We start from the raw sequence: 24287 nt of genomic DNA on the forward strand, positions 1-24287 counted from the left end.
ACATCTCGGATTTTTATTTATTATAATTGATTATTTTTTTTAAACTTTAATAGAACAACCTATAGCTTTAGTTTCGTTAATTTTCACTTCTTTATTATTTAATAGGGCATCAACCGCATCTTCTACATACTTAGTTTTTACAGCATTTGCATCTTGATAATTATCATCAATTGCACCAATATATTTAACTACATTTCCTTTTTGCTCTTTTTGCAAAACATACACATGTGGTGTTTTTGTTGCTCCATATTGCGGATAAATATCCTGACCAGCATCCATCAAATAAGGAAAAGTAAATCCTTTTTCCTTAGCTCTAGTTTTCATAGCTTCCATATTATCTCCTGGTTTAACGGTTGTATTATTAGGCATAATGGCAATTACTGGATAACCTAGATCTGCATACTTTTTATTTAAACCTTGTACTCTATCCTCATAAGCTACAGCGTAGGGACAAGTATTGCAGGTAAATACAACTATAAACCCTTTAGCATCTTCAAAATCTGACAAAGACACCACATTACCATCAATATTTTCAAGTTCAAAATCTGTTGCCACATCACCTATTTTATATCCTGAATCAGTACTATTAGTCTTTGTTGTAAAAGCACTAACCGTTATTAAAACGACCAACACTAAGGTTAATTTAAAAATTTTTTTCATAATTTATTGTTTTAAAAATTGTTTTAATTCTGTTTCTAACTCTATATAATCAAATGATTGTTCATAAAAAACTGTCTTTTGGGTATTGTAAATTAATGTTGCAGGAATTGCTCCTGACCAATTTTTATCTACTTTAGGTATCCATGTATTAGCATCAACGTCGTTTAAAACTATAACCTCACTTTTTAATTTATTTTTCAATAAAAAAGGTTTTAATTTACTTTCAATCTGCTTTGGAAAATCTAAACTCACCAAAATAACTTCTACCTTTTTGTCTGCATACGTTGTATTTAACTGTTCAAAATAAGGTAATTCTTTAACGCATGGTGCACACCAAGTCGCCCAAAAATTTATAACATAAGTTTTACTTTTATCCTTAGCAGCAAGGTATTGCTCCAAACCGTCAAAATCGACTATTTTTAAATCTTGCTTTAAATAAGGTGCGTCTACTATTTTTATTTGATTACTATTTAATAAACTAATATACTGGTTTCCAAAAGCAAAAAAAGTAAAGGTCAATATTAAAAATAAGTGTTTCATAAAGTAAATTTAATATTTATTGTTTTCATCTTTTCAGTTTTAACAAATAATTAAAGGGGAAAATAATTTGAAAACTAACTTTTGATTTATATCTTTGAACTTTATAATAAACATGAACACAATTTTAAATCATACTTGGTGGTGGAATAATCGAAATCAAACTTCGTGAACTAACGCTATACGTATTATTTAAGTAACTATACAAAAAAGGCTTGTCATTCACGACAAGCCTTTTTTTATTTCTGAACTTGTTTCAGAAAACACAAACAAAATTAATAATATCTCTAATAATGGAGATACTGAAATAAATTCAGCATAATAAAAATGAAAACATTCAGTTTATACACACATTACAAAAAAATACTAGCAGACACCATTACCCCTGTTAGTATCTATTTAAAAATTAGAGATAAATATCCTAATAGTATTTTGTTAGAAAGTAGCGATTATCACGCTAATGATAATAGTTTTTCTTACATCTGCTTTAACCCAATTGCCTCAATTAAAGTTGACGATAAAGCAATTACACAAACATTTCCGGATGGTAGTGAGATGAAAAACAAGGTGCGTAATGTAACCGAGATGATACATAAGTTTACCAAACGCTTTAAAGTAAAATCGGACGAGGATTTTAAGTTTATCAACAACGGAATATTTGGCTACACAGCTTATGATGCTGTTAAACACTTTGAAGATGTAGAGATTTCTAAAAAACCAGATTCTCTAGAGATTCCTGACGTTTACTACGCAGTTTACCAAAATATAATTGCTATAAACCACTTTAAAAACGAAGCCTATATTTTTGCACATTGTTTTGAAACAGAAAACAATATAGACGAAGTTTTACAACTAATAAGCTCTAAAAACTTTGCGACTTATAAGTTTACAACAAACTCTGAAATACAATCAAATTTAACGGATGACGAGTATAAAGATCAGGTCCTATTGGCCAAACAACATTGTGCTAGAGGTGATGTGTTCCAGTTAGTATTATCTAAAAAATTCTCGCAAGGTTTTAAAGGTGACGAGTTTAATGTCTATCGTGCCTTACGCAGCATAAACCCATCACCATACCTATTTTACTTTGACTATGGTGACTTCAAGATTTTTGGAAGCTCACCAGAAGCACAATTAGTCGTTAATAACGGTCAAGCCGAAATACATCCAATTGCCGGAACATTTAAAAGGACTGGAAATGATGAGGAAGACCAAAAGCTAGCTAAACAACTAGCCGAAGATGATAAGGAAAATGCAGAACACGTCATGCTAGTTGACCTTGCCAGAAATGATTTAAGCAGACATGGTAGCGAAGTCAAAGTTGTAACCTATAGGGAAGCACAATTTTTTTCTCATGTTATTCACTTAGTTAGTAAGGTAACCGGAAAAGTACACGACAATACACCAACAATGCAGGTAGTTGCAGATACCTTTCCTGCAGGAACTTTAAGTGGTGCTCCAAAACACAAAGCCATGCAACTTATTGAAAAATACGAAAAAACTAGTAGAGCCTTCTATGGAGGAGCAATTGGTTTTATGGATTTTGATGGCAATTATAATCACGCAATTATGATTAGGACATTTATGAGTAAAAACCATCATTTACATTGGCAAGCTGGAGCAGGTCTAGTCTCTAGATCAAACCCAGAAAGTGAGTTACAAGAAGTATATAACAAATTAGGAGCATTAACAAATGCTATAGAATTAGCCAAAGAGATATGAGAGTTTTAGTAATAGATAATTACGATAGTTTTACTTATAACTTAGTTCACTATTTAGAAGACTTAGATTGTGAAGTTACTGTAAAAAGAAATGACAAATTAACCTTGGACGAAGTCGAAGCTTTTGATAAAATTGTACTTTCTCCAGGTCCAGGAATACCTGACGAAGCTGGTTTACTTAAAGCAATAATTAAAACTTATGCTCCTACTAAAAGTATTTTAGGCGTATGTTTAGGACAACAAGCTATTGGAGAAGTTTTTGGTGGTAGTTTAATTAATTTAGACAATGTATATCATGGTGTATCTACAAATGTAGATATTGTGGTTGACGATGAGGTACTGTTTAAAAACATGAACAAAACTATTGAAGTCGGACGTTACCATTCATGGGTTGTAGATCCTAATTTACCTGAGGTTTTAGAAGCAACATCCTTTGACCAAAATGGACAAGTCATGTCGTTAAGACACAAATTTTACGACGTAAGAGGTGTGCAATACCATCCAGAAAGCGTACTGACACCAAACGGAAAACAAATTTTAGAAAACTGGATTAAGAGTTAATATGAAACAAATACTAAACAGACTAATTAATCAAGAAAGCATCACTGCGGAAGAAGCTAAATACCTTTTAGTCAACATATCTGAAGGCGCATATAATCAAAGTCAGGTAGCCTCTTTCTTAACGGTTTATATGATGCGAAGTATAACTCTAGAAGAGCTTCAAGGGTTTCGTGATGCATTGTTAGAATTATGTATTCCTGTAAACTTATCAGAATTTGATCCAATCGATTTATGCGGAACTGGAGGTGACGGAAAGGACACTTTTAATATTTCAACCTTGGCATCATTTGTAACTGCTGGTGCTGGAGTTAATGTGGCAAAACATGGTAACTATGGTGTGTCATCAGCTTCTGGATCTTCCAATGTTATGGAGGCTTTAGGCATTCATTTTTCTAATAAAACAGATTTTTTAAAATACGCCTTAGAAAAAGCAGGAATCTGTGTTTTACACGCACCTCTGTTTCATCCTGCTATGAAAAACGTTGCTCCTATTAGAAAAGAATTGGGTGTAAAAACATTTTTTAATATGCTTGGACCAATGGTAAATCCAGCATTTCCAAACAATCAAATGGTAGGTGTATTTAGCTTAGAGCTACAACGCATATATGGTTACTTATACCAAAATACAGATAAAAATTATAGCATCGTACACGCATTAGATGGATATGATGAAATTTCATTAACTGGAAATACTAAGATAATTTCCAATACAGCTGAAACGATATTTAACCCTTGCGACTTGGGTCTAAAACAACTTGAACAATCCGAACTATTTGGTGGAAACACAGTTAAAGAAGCTGCCAAAATTTTCAAAAACATTATAAATGGTAAAGGTACAGACGCGCAAAACAATGTGGTTTGTGCTAATGCAGGTTTAGCAATTGCAACAGCCAAACAAATATCACATTTAGAAGGTTTTGAACTTGCTAAAGAAAGTTTGGAAAGCGGACGTGCAAAAACGAGTTTGGAAAAATTAATCGAATTAAGTAAGTAATGGATATTTTAACTAAAATAGTTAACGACAAACGTATTGAAGTTAACTTACGCAAGCAATTAATCCCAATCAAACAATTAGAACAATCCATTTTGTTTATACGTGAGACCGTTTCACTAGCCGAAAAATTAAAAAACAGTACTACAGGTATCATTGCAGAGCATAAAAGACGCTCACCTTCAAAACAAGTCATCAATCACGATTTAAATGTCTTTGATGTTGCTAAAGGTTATCAAGATGCTGGTGTTTGCGGAATGTCTGTGTTAACCGACGGAAAATATTTTGGAGGAAGTTTAGACGATTTACTAACTGCAAGAGCAAGTTGCAATTTACCTTTATTAAGAAAAGAGTTTATAATAGACACGTACCAAATTATTGAAGCCAAAGCTTATGGTGCAGATGTTATTTTATTGATTGCAGCTATTTTAACTAAAGAAGAAGTAAAAACCTTTTCAGAACTAGCTAAAAGCCTAAATCTTGATGTACTTTTAGAAGTACATAATGAAGCCGAATTACACAAATCAATAATGCCAAGTTTAGACATGCTTGGGGTAAACAACCGTAATTTAAAAACATTTGAGGTTAGTTTAGACACAAGCAAACAATTAAGTAATTTAATCCCTGACGACTTTGTAAAAGTATCGGAAAGTGGAATAAGCAATATAGAAGCCATAAAAACACTACAACCATTTGGTTATAAAGGGTTTTTAATTGGCGAAAATTTTATGAAAACGGACAATGCAGGTTTAAGTGCCAAACAATTTATCAAAACATTAAACAACTAAGACTATGAAACTAAAAGTATGCGGAATGAAAAACGAAAACAACATCCTAGATGTTGCAGATCTTAATCCAAATTATATGGGTTTCATTTTTTACGAAAAATCATCTCGCTATTTCAACGGAGTCATTCCAGAATTACCAGAAAGCATCAAAAAAATTGGTGTATTTGTAAATGCAACTTTCGAGTATATAAAAGGAAAAGTAGATAAACACAACTTACAAGGAGTGCAATTACACGGTCAAGAAACACCAGAACTATGTCAACGTTTAAAAGATTTGGACATTACTGTAATTAAAGTGTTTTCAATAAAAAACCAATTCGACTTCTCTGTTCTAGAACCGTATGAGGACGTTTGCGATAATTATTTGTTTGACACAAAAGGAAAAGAACCAGGAGGTAATGGTTACACATTTAACTGGAATGTTTTAAAAAGCTACCCGTCTTCAAAACCTTACTTTTTAAGTGGTGGTATTGGATTAAACGAAATAGATGCTATTCTTTTATTTTTAAAGAGACCAGAATCTTACTTATGCTTTGGATTTGATTTAAATAGTAAATTCGAAACTGCAGCTGGATTAAAAGACACTACAAAATTAAACGATTTTAAACAAAAATTGATAGCACACAATTATGAGTTTTAATATTAACGACAAAGGATATTACGGAGACTTTGGAGGTGCATATATCCCAGAAATGCTATATCCAAATGTAGAAGAGTTACGCCAAAATTATTTAAAAATAATGGCAGAACCATCTTTTAAAAAAGAGTTTGACCACTTATTAAAAGATTATGTTGGACGTCCTTCTCCTCTCTATTTCGCAAAACGATTAAGCAAAAAATACAATACTAAAATCTATCTTAAACGCGAAGATTTAAACCATACAGGTGCACACAAAGTAAACAATACCATTGGTCAAATTTTAATGGCACAACGTTTAGGCAAAACACGCATTATTGCCGAAACTGGCGCTGGACAACACGGTGTAGCAACAGCAACTGTATGTGCTTTAATGGGCATGGAATGTATTGTTTATATGGGCGAAATTGACATTGCACGTCAAGCACCAAACGTGGCAAGAATGAAAATGTTAGGCGCAGAAGTACGCCCAGCATTATCAGGAAGTCGCACCTTAAAAGATGCCACTAACGAGGCCATTAGAGATTGGATTAACAATCCTGTGGATACACATTATATTATTGGTAGTGTGGTTGGACCACACCCTTACCCAGATATGGTAGCGCGTTTTCAAGCAGTCGTTTCTGAAGAAATTAAATGGCAATTAAAAGACAAAGAAGGTCGAGAAAAACCTGACTATGTCATTGCTTGTGTTGGTGGTGGTAGTAATGCAGCAGGAGCTTTTTACCATTATTTAGACGACACAGATGTTAAATTAGTAGCAGTAGAAGCTGCCGGAAAAGGAATTCATTCTGGAGAGAGCGCAGCAACATCTGTACTAGGAAAAGAAGGAATTATTCACGGAAGTAAAACCCTATTAATGCAAACGCAAGATGGGCAGATTACAGAACCGTATTCGATTTCAGCAGGATTAGATTATCCAGGTGTTGGACCAATGCACGCTAACCTGTATACCACTGGTCGTGCCGAGTTTATCTCAATTACGGATGATCAAGCCATGAATGCTGGATTAGAATTAAGTCAATTAGAAGGGATTATTCCGGCTATCGAAAGCTCGCATGCATTCGCCATTTTTGAGGACAAAAAGTTTAACCCAGAAGACATCGTCGTAATTAATTTATCAGGTCGTGGTGATAAAGATTTACAAAATTATATCGACTATTTTAAACTGTAATATTTGGGCGTTACCACAAGGGTCAGGCTTTCAAGGCTCGCGCTCTGCGAGGCGCTCAAACAAACCTTTTCAAACCTTTAGGTTCACGAAATCAATATTTTAAAATATTAATCTGTGAGTAATCCTTAACGCGGGATAACACCAAAGTTAGCAGTTAGCAGTTAGCAGTTAGCAAAACTGATGAGAATCTGAAACAAGTTCAGATTGACGTAACGTTATAACAAATTAAGTCACAACCACAACGTCATGCTGAACTCGTTTCAGCATCACACAAGTAAAAGAAAACACAGTCGCAACGTCATGCTGAACTCGTTTCAGCATCGCACAAGAAAAAAACGTCATGAAGAACCTAGCACTAGAAACACCAAAATAATGAGAATCTGAAACAAGTTCAGATTGACATAACGTTATAACAAATTAAGTCACAACCGCAACGTCATGCCGAACTCGTTTCAGCATCACACAAGTAAAAGAAAAACAGCAAACCAGTTTCAGCAGCACATAAAAATGAAAACAAGCTATACTTACATAACAACAAATAAGTACAGAACAACATTTTATATTGGTGTAACGTCACACTTACGCAAAAGAATCACTGAACATCAAAACGGAGTTGGCTCTGAGTTTACTAAAAAATATGACTTGAAAGATTTAATTTATTTCGAAGAATTTACTGACATTAATCAAGCTATAGCAAGAGAAAAGCAAATTAATAATTGGAAAAAGGAATGGAAACTAAATTTAATTAAAGAACAGAATCCAACTCTAAAAACACTAATAATGTGAATCTGAAACAAGTTCAGATTGACGTAACGTAATAACAACTAATCGTAATATCGACGTAACCACGTTAATTGCAACCACAACGTCATGCTGAACTCGTTTCAGCATCGCACAAGAGAATAAAACACAACCAAAAAGTCATACTGAACTAACTTCGGTATCCCTAAACAAAAAATAAATTCATTTAAAAATGAACAGAATAAATCAAAAACTAAAAGAAGACAAAAAGCTATTAAGCATATACTTCTCCGCAGGTTACCCAACACTTAACGATACCGTTTCAATAATACAAAACCTAGAAAAAAACGGAGTTGACATGATTGAAATAGGACTTCCGTTTAGTGATCCTCTGGCAGATGGACCAACAATACAGGCTAGCTCTACACAAGCATTAAAAAACGGAATGACAACAGAGACGTTATTCACCCAACTAAAAGACATTAGAAAAACGGTATCTATTCCTTTAATAATTATGGGTTATTTTAACCCTATGTTACAATATGGTGTTGAGGCGTTTTGTAAAAAATGTCAAGACATCGGAATAGATGGTTTAATTATTCCTGATTTACCAGTAGACGTTTACAATGACCAATACAAAGCTACATTTGAAAAATATGGTTTAATAAATGTCTTTTTAATCACACCACAAACTAGCGTAGAGCGTATTAACTTTATTGACTCTATATCTAATGGCTTTATTTACATGGTAAGTAGCGCGAGTGTAACAGGAGGTAATTCTGGTTTTGGAACAGAGCAGACAGAGTACTTTAAACGTATTGCAGACATGAAGTTAAACAATCCTCAAATTGTAGGTTTTGGTATTTCGGACAATACAACATTTACGCAAGCCACAACATATGCCAAAGGAGCAATTATTGGAAGTGCTTTTATAAAACATTTAACTAAACACGGTAATACTAAAATTGACACTTTTACAAATTCAATTTTAAAATAAAAATCAAGTATGGCTGCAATTACGTTTAGAGAAGCAACTTTGGAAGACAAACCAAAACTATTACAATTTGAACAACAATTAATTGCCTATGAGCGTCCATTTGATTCCATTTTAAAAGAAGATTGCACATATTATGACTTAGATTATTTAATACAATCTAATGAAGCAAAATTAATTGTAGCCACAGCTAATAACCATTTAATAGCGTGTGGATACGCCAAAATTATAAAAGCAAAACCGTATCATACCATCGACAGATATACTTATATGGGTTTTATGTATGTAGTTCCAGAATTTAGAGGTCAAGGTGTCATTCAAAATATAATCGAGCAATTAAAACAATGATCAATTAGTTTAAATATTTTTGAAACTAGATTAGAAGTTTATAGTGATAACGAATCTGCAATAAAAGCATATCTTAAAAAAGGGTTTAAAAACAGAATGATTGAAATGAAAATGGATCTTAAATAAACCTTTTAAGAGAGTTTAACACTTAGAGGCAAGACTTTAACTAAGCCTTGTGAGACAACAACTTAAGTTAATAGTATCTTTATTACGAACCAAAAAAACAATACAATTATGGGAATGATAAAAGATAGAAAGAAATTTGAAACTAAGGTTAGACAAACAAATCCTACAAATCCAACTGCAAATACAAAGTTGGAAACAAATGATTTTGATATCGATAAATCGACAATTAAAAAACAGCAAAATAAAACAAATAGCTAATCCAAATTAGCCTATTTATTAAATGCCTATTCAGTATATTTGAATAGGCATTTTTTTATTCAATTTCATGAAACTACTCAACGACTTCCGACTAATTATATTACTCTGTTTAACCCTAGGTTTAGCGCCTTTTTTTCCAGAACCTCATATCTGGGGAAAATTACAATGGATTGCAGGTGGTGCAAAAGGTATGCAACTTAAAGATTGGTTTGATGTACTTTTACATGGATTCCCTTGGATACTTTTAGTTAGAGTAATAATTGTTAAATTAACAACCAAATCCAATGCTTAACATTGTTTTAATAGAACCAGAAATACCAAATAACACAGGGAATATTGGCAGATTAGCACTAGCTTCCGGAAGCACATTACACTTAGTAAAACCTTTTGGTTTTGAGCTAAGTGACAAACGTTTAAAACGTGCTGGATTAGATTACTGGAAACATTTAAACGTCGTGATGTACGACTCGGTTGATGACTTTTTTGAGACTAATAAAGACGCAGATTTTGCATTTTTTTCCAGTCATGGAACAAAATCTCATTGGGACATTCCTTTTAAAGACAATCAATTTTTAGTTTTCGGGAAAGAGTCCGTTGGACTAGGAGGCACTATAATAGAAAAGCACAAAACATCATTATATAAAATCCCTCTGTACAGTGAGCATATAAGAAGTTTAAACTTAGCAAATTCTGTTGGGATTGTTGTGTATGAAGGCTTAAGAAAACTACAAAAATAACTTATGGATTCAAAAAGAAGTAAAATAATTAAATCACTGTCAGAATATGCTCAAATTGCACTTGGTATTATATTGGCTAGTATTGGATTAAAAGCTTTTTTACTTCCAAACCGTTTCTTGGATGGTGGTGTAACTGGAATAGCATTATTAATAAGTAGACTAGTAGATATAAACATATCTTTATTATTAGTTGTGCTAAGTATTCCGTTTTTAATTATTGGTTATTTTACGGTTTCAAGACGCATTATTTTAAAGTCTGTTATTAGTATAATTGGATTAGCACTATTTATTCATTTTGAAAATTTCGAAATAATTACAGAAGACAAGTTTTTAATATCCATTTTTGGTGGTCTGTTTTTAGGAGCAGGAATTGGAATAGCCATTAGAAATGGATCTGTTTTAGATGGATCAGAAATTTTAGGTGTTTTTATTAACGACCGATTTGGAATAAGTATTGGAAAAGTCATCCTACTTTTTAATGTCATATTGTTTACAATTACAGCTTTTGTTATTTCAAAAGAAATAGCCATGTATTCTATACTTACTTATATTGTAACTGCTAAAGTAACTGATATGGTTATTGAAGGTTTTGAAGACTTTATAGGTGTATCCATTGTATCTAAAGATTACGAAAAGATTAAAGTTGCAATTATTAAAGAGCTTGGTGCTGGAATGACCATTTACAAAGGAAAAAAAGGGTTTGTAAATAAAAATGAAAACGAAGAATTAGATATTATTCATACGATTATTAACCGTATTGATATCAAAAAAATGTACCGCATTATATCTGATATAGATGATGATGCTTTTATTGTCGAGTTTGATGTAAACAACGTAAAAGGTGGCGTTTTAAGACGCTATTTAGACCGAAAAAAGGGAGAAAAACTAGCAAACTTTTTGTCGCAAAATCCTTTTTAATAACTATTTGTTTTTTTCAAATAGCTTAAATACATATTTTCTACCTTAGTCCTAGCCCAAGGTGTACGACGCAAAAATTTAAGACTAGATTTAATAGAAGGATTATCTGTAAAGCATTTAATTTTCACAACATGACCCATATATTCCCATCCATAATGTGATTGTAAATCCGTTATGATTTGTTCTAACTTAATTCCGTGTAAAGGATTATTCTTTTGTGTTTCCACTAACTATTTTCTATTAAGCTTTTAATTTTGACTGCTTTTTCAAAATGATCTAATTGGTGTGTTTGTATCCACCAAGTTGCTGCTTCCATTAATAACTTTGGATTATCATTTTTATTTTTAAAAAAAGCATAAAAAGAGACACCAACAGTGTCTCCTTTTTGAGCTATTTTTTTATTACAAACTTCAATTATTTTATCTTTTAAAGCACTAGTCATAATTTGTAATTAATTAACGTCTACTGTCGTTGTTTCTGCTTTTAGTTCTTGACCTATTACGACCACCTGAATTAGATGACGTATTACTTTTAGATTTGCCTTTTTCGCCTTTAGGCTTATTATTTCTAGGTTGTTGTCTTCTATTTTGACCTGGTTTAATTGGTGCAGTTGATGCGTTTGGATCAGGCTCAAAACCTTCCAGAATCTCTACTGGTAGTTTCATACCAATTAACTTTTCTATATCGCGTAAAAAAGTAGTTTCATCTGCACTTACTAAACTAATGGCCTCTCCATTTGCTCCTGCACGACCTGTACGACCAATACGATGTACATAATCTTCAGAGATATTAGGAATTTCAAAGTTAATAACGTGTGGTAATAATGGTATGTCTAGTCCACGTGCAGCAATATCTGTTGCTACTAATACACTAACGCTTCCGCTTTTAAAACCAGCTAAAGCTTTTGTTCGTGCACCTTGACTTTTATTACCATGTATTGCAGCTGCTTTAATACCAGCTTTAATCATTTTTTCTACTAACTTATTTGCACCATGCTTAGTACGCGTAAAAACTAATACTTGCTTCCAATTACCATCTGTAATTAACTTAATAATTAAGTCGGTTTTTTTTCCTTTAGCTACTCTAAAAATCTTTTGTGTAATTGCTTCTACAGTCGTGTTTTCTGGTGTAGCTTCAACTTGAACTGGACGATTTAAAATCCCGTTTGCTAATTTTCTAATATCTTTAGAAAACGTTGCAGAAAACATTAAGTTTTGTCTCTTATCAGGCATAAGTTTCATGACACGTTCTATATCACGCAAAAAACCCATATCTAACATGCGGTCTGCTTCATCTAAAACAAAAATCTCAACACGTTTTAAAGACAATAATCCTTGACTTTCTAAATCAATTAAACGACCTGGAGTTGCTACTAATACATCAACACCTTGACGGATGGTTGCTGCTTGAGGCTTTTGATTAACTCCTCCAAAAATTACTGCACTACGCAAGTTTAAAAATTCACTATACTCTTTTACATTAGCATAAACTTGTGCTGCTAACTCACGCGTTGGCGTTAAAATTAAAGCACGAATAGGTCTATATTTTTCTTTCGGGTTTTCCGATAGAATATGTAATAATGGTAGTGTAAAACCAGCTGTTTTTCCTGTTCCAGTTTGGGCAGATGCTAAAACATCATGACCTTGTAATACTGGTGGAATTGCTTTTGCTTGAATTGGACTTGGTGTAGTGTACCCTTTTTTACTAATTGCTTTTAGTAAGGCTTCGGATAGGCCTAAAGATTGAAATGACATAAATACTGTTTATTGAGATAAACACTATTTAGTTAGGCTACCTCTTTTAATTTAATGCAAAGGTACTGCTAAATTATGGTTTTAATATTTTTATTAGGTTTTGTTTGTGTTTTAGTGGATTTACATCGCTTAAAACAAAATCAAAATAGACTTACTTTATATACCTAAACAACAAAGTAAGTCTATCTAAACTTTACTTTATCAACCCTTTAACCTCATCAAAATCTAAACCACCATAATTTCCAGAACTCATTAATAACAAGGCTTTGTTATCAAAATTTTGTTTAAAGACAAAGTCTTTAAACGCTTCTGCATTAGTGTAAATAATTAAATCCTCACGTTGAAAAGCGTTGGCTATTTGCTCATGAGATACTGCATCTAATTTTTTAATTTCTACAGCATGTGGACTATAAAACACTACTGCTACATCTGCAGCATCTAATGCGCCTTTATATTCTTTTAAAAATTCGGCATTTAAACTACTATAAGTATGTAACTCTAAACAAGCCACTAACGTACGGTTTTGATATTGCTCTTTAACAGCGTTAGTAGTCGCCTCTACTTTACTTGGTGAGTGCGCAAAATCTTTAAAGGCAACGCTAGTTTTACTTTCGGCAATTTTCTCTAAACGTTTACTTGCGCCTTTAAAAGTAGAAATGGCTTCATAAAAATCGTCTTCATCAATTCCCATATGTTGACAAATCCACTTAGCACCTGCTAAATTATTTAAGTTATGTTTTCCAAAAATTTCAATTGGCATTGGTCCTTCAGGAGTTTCTAATAACGTTTCGCCATCTTCCACTGTATATTCTGGTGTATGGTAAACAATCTTACGTATTGGATTTGCAGATGCTTCAACTACGCGCTTAACCTCTACGTCTTCTTCGTTATAATTTATGCTTCCTCCTTTTACAATGCTATCTACAAAAATGCTAAACTGCTCTACATAATTTTCATAGGTAGGAAACACGTTAATATGGTCCCAAGCAATTCCGCTTAACAAAGCAATATTTGGTTTGTATAAATGAAATTTTGGTCTCCTATCAATTGGGCTACTTAAATACTCATCACCTTCTAACACAATAAAGTCGTTATCGTCTGTTAGTTTTACCATAACATCAAATCCTTCTAATTGTGCACCAACCATGTAATCCACATCACGATCATGGTAATGCATGACGTGTAAAATCATGGATGTTATTGTGGTTTTACCATGACTTCCGCCAATAACTACTCTAGTTTTATGCTTAGATTGTTCATACAAAAACTCTGGATAGCTATAAATTTTTAATCTTAAATCTTGTGCTTTTAGCAACTCAGGATTATCCGCTTTAGCATGCATACCTAAAACTATGGCATCCAGATTATCACTAATTTTTTCCGGAAACCAACCAAATTGTTCTGGCAATAATCCCTTTGCTTCTAATCTAGATTTAGAGGGCTCAAAAATGGTATCATCACTTCCTGTAATTTGGTAACCTTTGTTATATAATGCTAACGCTAAATTGTGCATTGCGCTTCCGCCAATAGCTATAAAATGTACTTTCATTATCCTTATTTTGTAGAGTACTCAAAGATAGTGATTGCCAACAAAAATCACGGATTGCAAATGCCCTTTTTAATATCTTTTTTTAATTACTTATGGCAAATTAATTTGTGGTTAAATGATATTAAGGGTATTATTGTTTAATAATTTTAGATATACCCTATGACTTCGGAGACGTTTAGTACCTTGATAAATAATGATAAAGCATTACATTTACTTTTAAATGAGAATGAAATTACGGGTTTTTCGGATTTTTCAAAAATTGATTTTGCTGATGAAGCTTTTAAAACATATATCGAAAACCAATATATTGAAAGCTTTAAAACTATTTACAATACCTATGCAGTACAATCTAGTAACACTGCAAAAACAAATGCTTTTTTAAGGTCTACCCAATTTTTAGCCACAAAAAAAGCAATTGATGTTATTGCAATCCAGTACCATCCAGAACTAGTTAAAACTTTAGACGTTTTAAAACATGCTAAAGAAACAGTAGATAAAAAGCCAGAAAACTTTAATGTTCCGTTGGTTAAAAATGCTCTAAACGTTACTATTTTAAATATCTGTAACCGTTTGGACAGCTCTGAAATTATAAAAAAAGATAAAAATCAACTTATTGCATATTGCTTATATATCTGTGATGTTTTAGAAGACATTAGTCCTAAACATTATAAAGATATTTATGTTGCTAGAGAGGACATTTTAAAATATCTTCAGAAAATAGATAGTTATTCTCCTTCAGAAAGCCACATTTACTTAGCTTCAAAAAAAGGTAAAGATAACGCAACATTTAGAGGTCAAAAGCCAATATTAGAGAAAAAAGTTAAAAAGCGTGGCGTTGGTTATTACGCCTTAATCGCTTTAGGTATTACCTATTTTTTATTTAAACTATTTAGACGCATGGGATAAATTTACAATCCTTGCTTAAACGTTTTAAATACATCAATACTTGGTAATTCGGCTATAGCCAAATCAATATATTTTTTAGCATTTGTCAAGTCTTGCTTATGCTTATATATTTGCGCTAATCTGTAATTTGCCCAAGCTTTTGGAACACCATCTTTAGCCGAATAATTTTGAATATAAACTATTAAACATCGCTCTCCTTTATCCAATTGCACGTTATAATCTGCACACACCTTACCTATTTGGTAATGCAAACTGTTGCGTTGGTGTTTTATTTGAGCTGCTTCTAAATTAGAGACTGCTTTTTCTGGTTGCTTTTCTTTTTCGTAAAGCGCTGTTAACTTATCGTAGCACGTTAAAGAGCCTCCAACTTTTATTGCTTTTAGGTAATATTCTTCTGCTAATTCTGGCTCATCGTCATATTCATAAATATAACCTTTAGCCAAATAGCCATCTACTTTAGATAAGTTTTCAAGCTCATTTGCATACTTAAAGGACTTACTTTTACTTCCTCCAATAATACCTGGTAATTGCATGTATAACTCTACTAAAGCCCAACGTGCTTCAATATGATTTGGATCTAATTCTGCAGCTTTTAAAAAAGACGATTTTACGTCTCCTATAATTCCTAAAGCAGATATTTTGCTTACAGATAAGGCTTTCATCCCTAAAGCGCCTCCTAGTTTATAATGGTAGTTTGCTGTATTAGGTTTAGTATTTACTAGCTTTTTATATTCTGCAGCAGCTTCATCCCATTTTTTTTGATGACCATACGCATCACCTAACAACTCAATAGCTTCTAGATTTGCAGAATGATAATTTACATATGCAGATAATTCTTGTTCTGCTTTAGCAAATTGTTTACTATCAATATAGGTCTTCCCTTTCTCTATTGAGGTCTGAGCAAAAATAGTTAACGGTAATAATAAGGTTACTAAAAATGATTTCATATTGAATGTTAAAGGTTTACAAAAATAGTATTCTCTTGGTATTGTTTTTGATTAATTTGGTTAAATATTATTTAACTTTAAATTTATCACGCGTCACTCATTGAAACGTTTACTTTACACATTTATGCTATTAAAATCGTAAAAAGCAAAGTAACTTGTTTAAAAATTAATAAAATGAAACATATATTATCGCTATTAATGGTATTACTTTTTGCAACGTCCCACTCACAAACCAACAACTATTCCAAACTTTGGGAAACTGTAGAAAATCACGAAATTAATGGTCTTCCAAAAAGTGCGCTAGAAGTTGTTAATACCATACACGACAGAGCCTTAGCAGACAATAACACAGAGCAACGTATAAAAGTTTTACTGTTTAAAAGCAAGTTTGCATTATTGCTAGAGGAAGATGCACAACTTAGCATTATCAACGATTTTAAAGCAGAAATTGCTAAAACAGTAGCACCTACAAAAAACGTACTAGAAAACATGTTGGCAACGTTGTATTGGCAATACTTTCAGCAAAACAGATATCAATTTTATAGACGCACAAAAACTGCACAAAAATCAGATGCTATTGATTTTAGAACTTGGGATTTAGAAACGCTTTTTACAGAAATCCAAACACTTTTTGATAGCTCATTACAAAATGGATTAATACTTCAACAAACGCCAACACTTCAATTTGAAGCTATAATTACTAAAGGAAAAGACGCTGAAGTTTACAGACCAACTTTATTTGACTTTTTAAGTCATAATGCTTTAGAATTTTATAAAACACCAGAAAACAGAATCACGCAACCAGCCTATAAATTTAATATTGATGATGATCAATTTTTAACGGACTCTAAACAGTTTTCTGACTTAAAAATCACCTCTAAAGATTCGACATCATTACAATTACAAACTTTAAAAGTATATCAGGATTTAATTAAATTTCACTTAAAAGATAAAACACCTTATGCCTTAACGGAATTAAATACTGAGCGATTAGACTACGTCTACTACAATGCGACTTTTGAAAATAAAGACGACCAATATTTAAAAGCACTACAAACCGAAGCTGAAAAATATAAAAATCATGAAGTTTCTGGGCTGTACCTTTTTAAAATTGCCACGCTTTATAACACACAAGGTTATAACTATGATAAGGACACAAATGCTGATGTAAGATTTAAAATTAAAGAGGCTTTAGCCATTTGCAAACAAGTTACTGCTAAGTTTCCTGATAGTAAAGGTGCTGGCTTATGCAATGCTTTACAAGCTCAAATTTTAGAGCCCAATTTAACCATTCAAACCGAACAAAATATACCAATTAATACGTATTCGCGTTTTTTAATTAGCTATAAAAACATTCAAAACTTAACCTTTAACGCTTATATAATCAGCAAAAAACAATATGATGCGTATTTAAAATTATACAAAGAGGAAGATAAAAAAGACTTTATCAAAAAACTAAGCACAACAAAAACTTGGTCGTCTACCTTAAAGGATGAAAATGATTACCAACAACACACCATTGAAACTTTAGTACCTCAATTAGATAATGGATTATATCTTATTGTAGGACAAACTACAGATTTAAAATCAGATTTTTTTGCAACAGCCTTAACCCAAGTAACTGATATAGCTATTGTAAACTACCAAGATAATAATCAAGATTTTTTCCAAGTCATTAATCGTAATAACGGAGCACCATTAGCAAACACAAAAGTAGACCTTGACTATACCTACCGTAACGAGAAAATACACACTAAAACCACAACCACTGACTCAAAAGGTATTATTGCTTTAAGCAAAACCAATAATTATAATCGCAGTAATATTAATTTAACGGTAAAATCTAATGATGATACTGCCTATTTTGGCAGCTATTACATGTATAATTACAAACGTAGTCGTGAAGATAATGACACCAATTATCAAGCTTTTGTTTTTACCGATCGTAGTATCTACAGACCATCCCAAACCGTTTACTTTAAAGCAATTGCTTTAAAAAACAAAAACAACAAAACTGAGGTATATACTAATAAAAAAATACAAGTCATTTTATATAATACTAATGGCGAAAAAGCAAGCACATTAGATTTAATTACTAATGATTTTGGATCTGTTTCTGGCGAATTTATTTTACCTAACGATGGATTAACAGGTAATTACAGCATACAAATTAACGATGCGGATCTTTATGGTCAGACTTCTATTTCGGTTGAAGAATATAAGCGTCCTAAATTTGAAACCAATTTTAATCCCATTACCGAAACGTTTAAAGTTAATGACAGCATTACTGTAAAAGGTGAAGCTATTGCTTTTGCAGGTAGTAAAATCACAGATGCAAAAGTCGTATATCGTGTGGTTAGAAACGTACAATATCCTGCTTGGTATAGATGGTATAGACCAAGTTATACTAGTGAATCGCAAGAAATAACACATGGCGAAACAACAACAAATGCAGATGGTAATTATGAGCTTGTATTTAAAGCTATTCCAGACGAAAAAGTTGATAAATCTGGCTTACCAATTTTTAGTTATAAAGTCACAGCAGACGTTACAGACATTAATGGCGAAACTAGAAGCACCTCAACAATTGTAAAAGTAGGATATCATGCCTTAACAGCGACTATTGACATTGGGTCTACCCTTGACAAAACAAAAAAAGACAATCAAATTACTATAACTACACAAAACTTAAATGGTCAATTTGTAGCAGCCAAAGGAACTATAAAAATTTACAAATTACAAGCTCCTGATAATGTGTTAAGACCACGACCATGGAGCATTCCGGATTATGAAGGTTTTACCAAAACAGAATTTAAAAACTACTTTCCGCATGATGCTTACACCAATGAGGATAATCCAGAACATTGGGAAAAAGGCGACTTAGTTTTATCCAAAACGTTTGACACAGAAAAATCTAAAACTATAGACTTAAAAAACACCAAAAAATGGCTGTCTGGAGCCTACATTTTAGAACTAGAAACTAAAGACAAGTTTGGTCAAGAGGTTAAGGATATTGCTAAAACCATGTTGTTTTCGGATAAGGATAAAACCCTTGCAGACCAGCAATTAATTACAGTTACAACAGATAAAAGCAGTTATAATGTTGGTGACAAAGCAATTTTAACCTTTGCAAGCGCTGCCAAAAACATAACTGTTACAGTTAGTATAGAACGTGATTATCAAATCACAAAAAACTATACTGTTACTTTAAACCAAAATAAAAAAACGATAAGTATACCTATTGACAAAAACGATTTAGGCGGTTTTGGTGTTCATTATAGTTTGGCAGCATTTAACAGTTACTCAGATGGTAGTCTAACCATAAATGTGCCTTATCCTCAAACAGACTTAGAGATTGAAACACTTACGTTTAGAGACAAACTTCAACCAGGAACAGACGAAACTTGGAGCTTTAAAGTTAAAGGAACAAAAGGCGAAAAAATTGCATCCGAGTTTTTAGCTAGCATGTATGATGCGTCTCTTGATCAGTTTAAATCACACAACTGGAATTACTTACCATTTAAACCGCTAACCTATTACATGTCTTTTAGAAAAAATAATGGGAACAGTTTTGGAGTAACCCATTTTAGAGTAGATAGGGTTTATGAATACCATAGTTTTAATAATTTAAAAAGCTTTGATCAATTTAATTATTTTGGGTTTTCTATTAATAATAACGGTTGGTTTTATAACAATTACATCAATTCACTTCGAGTAAGCAAAACTAGAACCTCTTACGATGGTAATGTAAAAGATGGTTATGTAAAAGGAACCGTAATTGACGAGAACGGATTACCATTACCCACTGCTGCAATTGCAGTTAAAGGTAGTACAGAAAGTACAACGACTGACTTTGATGGTAACTTTATTATCAAAGCAAAAACTGGCGCTATTTTAACTTTTAGTTATGTTGGCTATGGAACTATCCAAAAAACCATTGGAGTTGATAACGTCATTAACATATCCCTAAAACCTGACAACACTTTAGATGAAGTGGTTATTACTGCATTAGGTGTTGAGAGAAAGGCTGATGAACTTACAGGTGCAACTCCAATAATGTCTACAGAATACCTTGATCAAGCATCAAACCCAAATGTAGTACAAAGCTTGTCTGATAAAGCAAGTGGACTTCAAATTGAATCCGATTATTATAGAGGAAATGATTACACAAAGAAAGCTTTAAATGAAGATGGCACTGTTAAAACAATTGAAAGCAATGAAATAATATACGATACTTTACCTAACGGAAAAATAATTGCAAGAAATTTACCAAGTGCTATCATTTCACCAGATGTGGATTTCTCTCAAGTTAAAGCAAGAACAAATTTACAAGAAACTGCCTTTTTCTTTCCGCAATTAGCTACAGACAAAGACGGTAATGTGTCCTTTAACTTTACAACACCAGAAGCATTAACTAGATGGAATCTTAATGTGTTTGCACATGACAAACAAGGTAATTATGCTCAAAACACGCTGCAAACCGTTACACAAAAAGACTTGATGGTGTTACCAAATGTGCCACGTTTTTTGCGTCAAGGTGACCAAATACAGATTAGCACAAAAATTGCAAATCTTAGTACAAAGGATTTAACAGGTACAGCAGTGCTTCAGTTGTTTGATGCATTGACTGGAAAAGCTATAGATTCGGAATTAGCCAATACTTTAAACCAGCAATCGTTTTCCGCGAAAGCAAAAGGTAACACACAAGTCACATGGGCACTTTCCATTCCGGATAACGTTAGTGCGATTCAATATAAAATATTAGCAAAATCTGGAGATTTTAGTGATGGTGAACAAAATGCCTTACCTGTTTTAACCAATAGAATGTTGGTGACTGAAACCCTTCCAATGTGGATTAAAAGCAACCAAACCAAAACCTTTACATTGGATAAATTAAAGACCAATACGTCGGCTACTTTAAAGCATCACAAATTAACATTAGAGATGACTAGCAATCCTGCTTGGTATGCTATACAAGCATTACCCTATTTAATGGAATATCCATATGAGTGTAATGAGCAAACCTTTAGCAGGTTTTACGCCAACGCATTAGCTAGCCATATTGTTAATAGTAATCCACGCGTTAAAGAAGTGTTTAACCAATGGAAAAATACAGATGCGTTATTAAGTAATCTTGAAAAAAACCAAGAATTAAAATCTATTTTAATACAAGAAACACCTTGGTTACGTGATGCACAGTCAGAGACAGAACAGAAAAAACGTATTGCTTTACTGTTTGATTTAAATAAAATGAATAATGAGCTAGCACGTGCTAAAACAAAATTAAAAAACAACCAAATGAATAATGGTGGTTGGTCTTGGTTTGGAGATTATCGTGTTAACCGTTACATCACACAACATATTATTACAGGTTTTGGACATCTTAAAAAACTAAATGTGGTAAGTGATAAAGATGAAGACATTACAGATATGGTGGAAAATGCATTACAGTATTTGGATGATGAATTTGAAAAAGAATACAACGACTTAACAAAATATAGTAACACTATAGATTACACCAAAGACCATTTAAGTTATACGCAGTTACATTATTTATACATGCGAAGCTTTTTTCCAGAATTTAAGTTGTCTAAAAAACAACAAGAGATACACAACTATTACTTGTCACAAATTAGAAATTACTGGTTACAGCGTCCATTATATGCTAAAGGGATGATGGCTTTAATAATGAAACGTAATGACGATACGACAACAGCTAAAGCCATTTTAAAATCGGTTAGCGAAAACAGTATTACGTCTGACGAGTTAGGTATGTATTGGAAAGAAAACACAAACTCTTACTATTGGTATCAAGCATCCATTGAAACACAAGCCTTAATGATTGAAGCTTTTGCTGAAGTTGGTACAATACTACAAACCGAAGCTAAAAACATTGAAACGATTGATAACCTTAAAATATGGTTACTTAAAAACAAACAGACCAACCAATGGAAAACAACAAAAGCAACCACAGATGCTGTCTATGCTTTATTATTACAAGGTAACGATTGGCTAAGTGTAACAGAAATGGTTGATGTGGTTTTAGGTGACGAAAAAATAACACCTGCTACTTTAGAAGATATAAAAGTAGAAGCAGGAACAGGTTACTACAAAACCTCTTGGTCAGGAGAAGACATTACTCCTAAAATGGCTGAAGTTAAACTAACTAAAAAAGGAAATGGCATTGCTTGGGGAAGTTTATACTGGCAATATTTTGAGGATTTAGATAAAATTACATCAGCAGAAACGCCTTTAAAACTAAAAAAACAATTATACTTAAAAACCAATACAGATAAAGGTGAAGTCATTACTGCTATTACTAAAAACACTAAACTTAAAGTTGGAAATTTAATAAGAGTACGTATAGAATTACGAAGCGATCGCGCAATGGAATTTGTACACATGAAAGATATGCGTGCAGCAGGATTAGAACCTATTAATGTACTTAGTCAATATAAATACCAAGATGGTTTAGGGTATTACGAAGCGACTAAAGATGCATCTACCAACTTCTTTTTTGACTATTTACCAAAAGGTGTTTTTGTCTTTGAATATGATTTACGTGTTAATAATGCTGGTAATATGAGTAATGGTATTACAACTATACAAAGTATGTATGCTCCAGAATTTAGTAGTCATAGTGAAGGTGTACGTATTAAGGTCGAATAAATTTAGCTTAAATAAACAAAAAAGCTTTCAATAATTTGAAAGCTTTTTTTATACATATAACTCACTTAACCACAATAAACTACAGTGGCTAAAAAATGATTTAGGCATTTAACCAACCTACTTTTGACTATAAAAAATAGATATAATAGTTTACAAAAGGGTTAAAAATTATATTTTTAGGCCAAACTAAACTAACCATAATGAAAAAATCAGTATTACTTATTGCTTTGCTTTTTGCATTTTCAATAAGCGCACAAACCGTGTCTTTAACTAAAAGTGAAATTTTTAAAGACTCCAAAAAAAACAGCTCATTAGTCTTTTCTTTAGAAGATGATAATGGAGGACTAATTACTATCAGATCTTTTATAGGTGGCTTTATACCTAAATTAAAAGGGTATTACATCCAGCACTTTGACGCTAAATTAAAGCTAATCAAAGAGGTTGAATATGAGGTAGACAATAATTTTATTCAAAATGCTTTTATTAAAGATGGACAATTGCATATCATAGAATTTGACCACGACAAAAAAGCAGATAAAATCGTATTTAATGTGGTGTCTTCTAATCTTAAAGACCTAAAATTTAGCAAAAAAGAACTGTTATCCTTCTCTGAAGACAACATGCAAAAGTATTTTGGAATAGGCATTTTTCCCATTTTTATAAATAACTTTTCTCAAATGGATGGAAACCATATGGGAGAAGTAATTATGTCTAAAAACAATGCGTTTTTTGCTATCAACTTTGACTTTAACAATAAAGATAAAGAGACCCACAAAATATTTGTTTTTAATACTAATTTTGAAAGTGTATATGATAAATTAATAGAAAAAGATATTAAGGACAAATTGTTTGAATACAATAGTATTGATGTCGATGACAAAGACGGAACCGTTTACTTTTTAGGTAAAGCTTTTGAAAACAACTCTAGAAAATCTAAGAAAAAAGGCGAAGCTAATTACCACTTCGAATTGCTAAAAGTAAATGCAAATGGGCAAAAAACAACAGCGTTTAAGAAGGCAGATAAATTTATCTCGTCAATGGAGTTAATCAAAACAGAGGACAGATTATCATGTGTTGGTTTTTACGGAGTTAAAGATCAAGGTAATTATAATGGTGTTTGTTTGTTTAATTTAAATCCAGATACGCTTGCTATGGAGACTGAAAAATTTACACCTTTCTCTGATGAGTTTATGACTGATAAATATGGTAATAAAGAAAATAGAAAAAAAGAAAACAGAAAAAGGGTATTAAAAACATAGATTTTAAAGGCA

General features: G+C 32.3%; 23 protein-coding genes. 16 read left to right on the forward strand and 7 right to left on the reverse strand.

Translation table 11 applies throughout. From position 1 onward, the window contains the following. Nucleotides 1-39: 39 nt before the first annotated feature. Nucleotides 40-660, reverse strand: coding sequence for a thioredoxin family protein (locus AC0L3M_RS08075; RefSeq protein WP_473432446.1), 621 nt, complete (start codon nt 658-660; stop codon nt 40-42). 3 nt (nt 661-663) lie between these two features. Then, complete coding sequence (locus AC0L3M_RS08080) at nt 664-1200, reverse strand: TlpA family protein disulfide reductase (RefSeq protein ID WP_473432447.1); 537 nt, start codon at nt 1198-1200, stop codon at nt 664-666. A 324-nt stretch (nt 1201-1524) separates the two neighbouring features. Here AC0L3M_RS08080 and AC0L3M_RS08085 point away from each other — a divergent pair, with 324 nt between their 5' ends. From AC0L3M_RS08085 to AC0L3M_RS08145, 13 genes are all read left to right on the forward strand, one after another. Next, nucleotides 1525-2919, forward strand: a complete 1395-nt coding sequence (locus tag AC0L3M_RS08085; RefSeq protein ID WP_292949902.1) for an anthranilate synthase component I family protein — start codon at nt 1525-1527, stop codon at nt 2917-2919. Continuing rightward, complete coding sequence (locus AC0L3M_RS08090; protein WP_145002723.1) at nt 2916-3479, forward strand: anthranilate synthase component II; 564 nt, start codon at nt 2916-2918, stop codon at nt 3477-3479. The genes AC0L3M_RS08085 and AC0L3M_RS08090 overlap by 4 nt, the downstream gene beginning before the upstream one ends. Before the next feature lies 1 nt (nt 3480). Next, on the forward strand, nt 3481-4473 hold the full coding sequence (trpD, locus tag AC0L3M_RS08095) for an anthranilate phosphoribosyltransferase (RefSeq protein WP_292949905.1): 993 nt from the start codon (nt 3481-3483) through the stop codon (nt 4471-4473). After that, a complete protein-coding gene (gene trpC, locus AC0L3M_RS08100) occupies nt 4473-5258 on the forward strand; it encodes an indole-3-glycerol phosphate synthase TrpC (RefSeq protein WP_473432448.1) in 786 nt (261 codons plus the stop codon). The genes trpD and trpC overlap by 1 nt, the downstream gene beginning before the upstream one ends. A gap of 4 nt (nt 5259-5262) precedes the next feature. Next, nucleotides 5263-5898 carry a phosphoribosylanthranilate isomerase gene (locus AC0L3M_RS08105; RefSeq protein ID WP_473432449.1) on the forward strand — a complete coding sequence of 212 codons (636 nt, stop codon included), beginning with the start codon at nt 5263-5265 and terminating at the stop codon, nt 5896-5898. Beyond that, entirely contained in the window at nt 5888-7069 is a 1182-nt protein-coding gene (gene trpB, locus AC0L3M_RS08110) for a tryptophan synthase subunit beta (protein WP_473432450.1), read from the forward strand. Before AC0L3M_RS08105 ends, trpB begins: the two co-directional genes overlap by 11 nt. A gap of 507 nt (nt 7070-7576) precedes the next feature. Beyond that, nucleotides 7577-7855 (forward strand): GIY-YIG nuclease family protein, encoded by a 279-nt coding sequence (locus AC0L3M_RS08115; RefSeq protein WP_473432451.1) that lies wholly within the window; start codon nt 7577-7579, stop codon nt 7853-7855. Nucleotides 7856-8042: 187 nt separating this feature from the next. Then, entirely contained in the window at nt 8043-8807 is a 765-nt protein-coding gene (gene trpA, locus AC0L3M_RS08120; protein ID WP_473432452.1) for a tryptophan synthase subunit alpha, read from the forward strand. A gap of 9 nt (nt 8808-8816) precedes the next feature. Beyond that, a complete protein-coding gene (locus AC0L3M_RS08125; protein WP_473432453.1) occupies nt 8817-9152 on the forward strand; it encodes a GNAT family N-acetyltransferase in 336 nt (111 codons plus the stop codon). A 234-nt stretch (nt 9153-9386) separates the two neighbouring features. Then, entirely contained in the window at nt 9387-9536 is a 150-nt protein-coding gene (locus AC0L3M_RS08130; protein ID WP_186439202.1) for a hypothetical protein, read from the forward strand. A gap of 67 nt (nt 9537-9603) precedes the next feature. Next, nucleotides 9604-9828, forward strand: a complete 225-nt coding sequence (locus tag AC0L3M_RS08135) for a hypothetical protein (protein ID WP_145002747.1) — start codon at nt 9604-9606, stop codon at nt 9826-9828. Beyond that, on the forward strand, nt 9821-10273 hold the full coding sequence (locus AC0L3M_RS08140) for a tRNA (cytidine(34)-2'-O)-methyltransferase (RefSeq protein ID WP_473432454.1): 453 nt from the start codon (nt 9821-9823) through the stop codon (nt 10271-10273). Before AC0L3M_RS08135 ends, AC0L3M_RS08140 begins: the two co-directional genes overlap by 8 nt. A gap of 3 nt (nt 10274-10276) precedes the next feature. Beyond that, a complete protein-coding gene (locus AC0L3M_RS08145) occupies nt 10277-11191 on the forward strand; it encodes a YitT family protein (RefSeq protein WP_473432455.1) in 915 nt (304 codons plus the stop codon). Here AC0L3M_RS08145 and AC0L3M_RS08150 read toward each other — a convergent pair. The 4 genes from AC0L3M_RS08150 to AC0L3M_RS08165 form a co-directional block, all read right to left on the reverse strand. After that, nucleotides 11188-11418: a VF530 family protein gene (locus AC0L3M_RS08150; protein WP_473432456.1), complete on the reverse strand. Its 231-nt coding sequence runs from the start codon at nt 11416-11418 to the stop codon at nt 11188-11190. The two genes, AC0L3M_RS08145 and AC0L3M_RS08150, sit on opposite strands and share 4 nt — an antisense overlap. Then, on the reverse strand, nt 11418-11633 hold the full coding sequence (locus tag AC0L3M_RS08155; RefSeq protein ID WP_473432457.1) for a DUF6500 family protein: 216 nt from the start codon (nt 11631-11633) through the stop codon (nt 11418-11420). The genes AC0L3M_RS08150 and AC0L3M_RS08155 overlap by 1 nt, the downstream gene beginning before the upstream one ends. Before the next feature lie 13 nt (nt 11634-11646). Next, complete coding sequence (locus AC0L3M_RS08160) at nt 11647-12945, reverse strand: DEAD/DEAH box helicase (protein WP_292949927.1); 1299 nt, start codon at nt 12943-12945, stop codon at nt 11647-11649. Between the two features lie 193 nt (nt 12946-13138). Next, nucleotides 13139-14494 (reverse strand): UDP-N-acetylmuramate--L-alanine ligase, encoded by a 1356-nt coding sequence (locus tag AC0L3M_RS08165; protein ID WP_473432458.1) that lies wholly within the window; start codon nt 14492-14494, stop codon nt 13139-13141. Between the two features lie 159 nt (nt 14495-14653). Between AC0L3M_RS08165 and AC0L3M_RS08170 the strand changes: the two genes are divergently transcribed. Continuing rightward, complete coding sequence (locus AC0L3M_RS08170; RefSeq protein ID WP_473432459.1) at nt 14654-15400, forward strand: hypothetical protein; 747 nt, start codon at nt 14654-14656, stop codon at nt 15398-15400. Between the two features lie 2 nt (nt 15401-15402). Here the strand turns inward: AC0L3M_RS08170 and AC0L3M_RS08175 are convergent, their stop codons facing one another. Next, nucleotides 15403-16347 carry a tetratricopeptide repeat protein gene (locus AC0L3M_RS08175; RefSeq protein ID WP_473432460.1) on the reverse strand — a complete coding sequence of 315 codons (945 nt, stop codon included), beginning with the start codon at nt 16345-16347 and terminating at the stop codon, nt 15403-15405. A 174-nt stretch (nt 16348-16521) separates the two neighbouring features. Here AC0L3M_RS08175 and AC0L3M_RS08180 point away from each other — a divergent pair, with 174 nt between their 5' ends. Further along, nucleotides 16522-23016, forward strand: coding sequence for an alpha-2-macroglobulin family protein (locus AC0L3M_RS08180; RefSeq protein ID WP_473432461.1), 6495 nt, complete (start codon nt 16522-16524; stop codon nt 23014-23016). A gap of 200 nt (nt 23017-23216) precedes the next feature. After that, on the forward strand, nt 23217-24275 hold the full coding sequence (locus tag AC0L3M_RS08185) for a hypothetical protein (protein ID WP_473430404.1): 1059 nt from the start codon (nt 23217-23219) through the stop codon (nt 24273-24275). Nucleotides 24276-24287: the final 12 nt, after the last annotated feature.

The organism is Olleya sp. KJ81-1 (genome assembly GCF_055808135.1).

What these genes read in the sequence shown, in the direction of transcription:
- AC0L3M_RS08075 (WP_473432446.1), bottom strand. Translation starts at nt 660, where the DNA reads ATGAAAAAAATTTTTAAATTAACCTTAGTGTTGGTCGTTTTAATAACG.
- AC0L3M_RS08080 (WP_473432447.1), bottom strand. Translation starts at nt 1,200, where the DNA reads ATGAAACACTTATTTTTAATATTGACCTTTACTTTTTTTGCTTTTGGA.
- AC0L3M_RS08085 (WP_292949902.1), top strand. Translation starts at nt 1,525, where the DNA reads ATGAAAACATTCAGTTTATACACACATTACAAAAAAATACTAGCAGAC.
- AC0L3M_RS08090 (WP_145002723.1), top strand. Translation starts at nt 2,916, where the DNA reads ATGAGAGTTTTAGTAATAGATAATTACGATAGTTTTACTTATAACTTA.
- trpD (WP_292949905.1), top strand. Translation starts at nt 3,481, where the DNA reads ATGAAACAAATACTAAACAGACTAATTAATCAAGAAAGCATCACTGCG.
- trpC (WP_473432448.1), top strand. Translation starts at nt 4,473, where the DNA reads ATGGATATTTTAACTAAAATAGTTAACGACAAACGTATTGAAGTTAAC.
- AC0L3M_RS08105 (WP_473432449.1), top strand. Translation starts at nt 5,263, where the DNA reads ATGAAACTAAAAGTATGCGGAATGAAAAACGAAAACAACATCCTAGAT.
- trpB (WP_473432450.1), top strand. Translation starts at nt 5,888, where the DNA reads ATGAGTTTTAATATTAACGACAAAGGATATTACGGAGACTTTGGAGGT.
- AC0L3M_RS08115 (WP_473432451.1), top strand. Translation starts at nt 7,577, where the DNA reads ATGAAAACAAGCTATACTTACATAACAACAAATAAGTACAGAACAACA.
- trpA (WP_473432452.1), top strand. Translation starts at nt 8,043, where the DNA reads ATGAACAGAATAAATCAAAAACTAAAAGAAGACAAAAAGCTATTAAGC.
- AC0L3M_RS08125 (WP_473432453.1), top strand. Translation starts at nt 8,817, where the DNA reads ATGGCTGCAATTACGTTTAGAGAAGCAACTTTGGAAGACAAACCAAAA.
- AC0L3M_RS08130 (WP_186439202.1), top strand. Translation starts at nt 9,387, where the DNA reads ATGGGAATGATAAAAGATAGAAAGAAATTTGAAACTAAGGTTAGACAA.
- AC0L3M_RS08135 (WP_145002747.1), top strand. Translation starts at nt 9,604, where the DNA reads ATGAAACTACTCAACGACTTCCGACTAATTATATTACTCTGTTTAACC.
- AC0L3M_RS08140 (WP_473432454.1), top strand. Translation starts at nt 9,821, where the DNA reads ATGCTTAACATTGTTTTAATAGAACCAGAAATACCAAATAACACAGGG.
- AC0L3M_RS08145 (WP_473432455.1), top strand. Translation starts at nt 10,277, where the DNA reads ATGGATTCAAAAAGAAGTAAAATAATTAAATCACTGTCAGAATATGCT.
- AC0L3M_RS08155 (WP_473432457.1), bottom strand. Translation starts at nt 11,633, where the DNA reads ATGACTAGTGCTTTAAAAGATAAAATAATTGAAGTTTGTAATAAAAAA.
- AC0L3M_RS08160 (WP_292949927.1), bottom strand. Translation starts at nt 12,945, where the DNA reads ATGTCATTTCAATCTTTAGGCCTATCCGAAGCCTTACTAAAAGCAATT.
- AC0L3M_RS08165 (WP_473432458.1), bottom strand. Translation starts at nt 14,494, where the DNA reads ATGAAAGTACATTTTATAGCTATTGGCGGAAGCGCAATGCACAATTTA.
- AC0L3M_RS08170 (WP_473432459.1), top strand. Translation starts at nt 14,654, where the DNA reads ATGACTTCGGAGACGTTTAGTACCTTGATAAATAATGATAAAGCATTA.
- AC0L3M_RS08175 (WP_473432460.1), bottom strand. Translation starts at nt 16,347, where the DNA reads ATGAAATCATTTTTAGTAACCTTATTATTACCGTTAACTATTTTTGCT.
- AC0L3M_RS08180 (WP_473432461.1), top strand. Translation starts at nt 16,522, where the DNA reads ATGAAACATATATTATCGCTATTAATGGTATTACTTTTTGCAACGTCC.
- AC0L3M_RS08185 (WP_473430404.1), top strand. Translation starts at nt 23,217, where the DNA reads ATGAAAAAATCAGTATTACTTATTGCTTTGCTTTTTGCATTTTCAATA.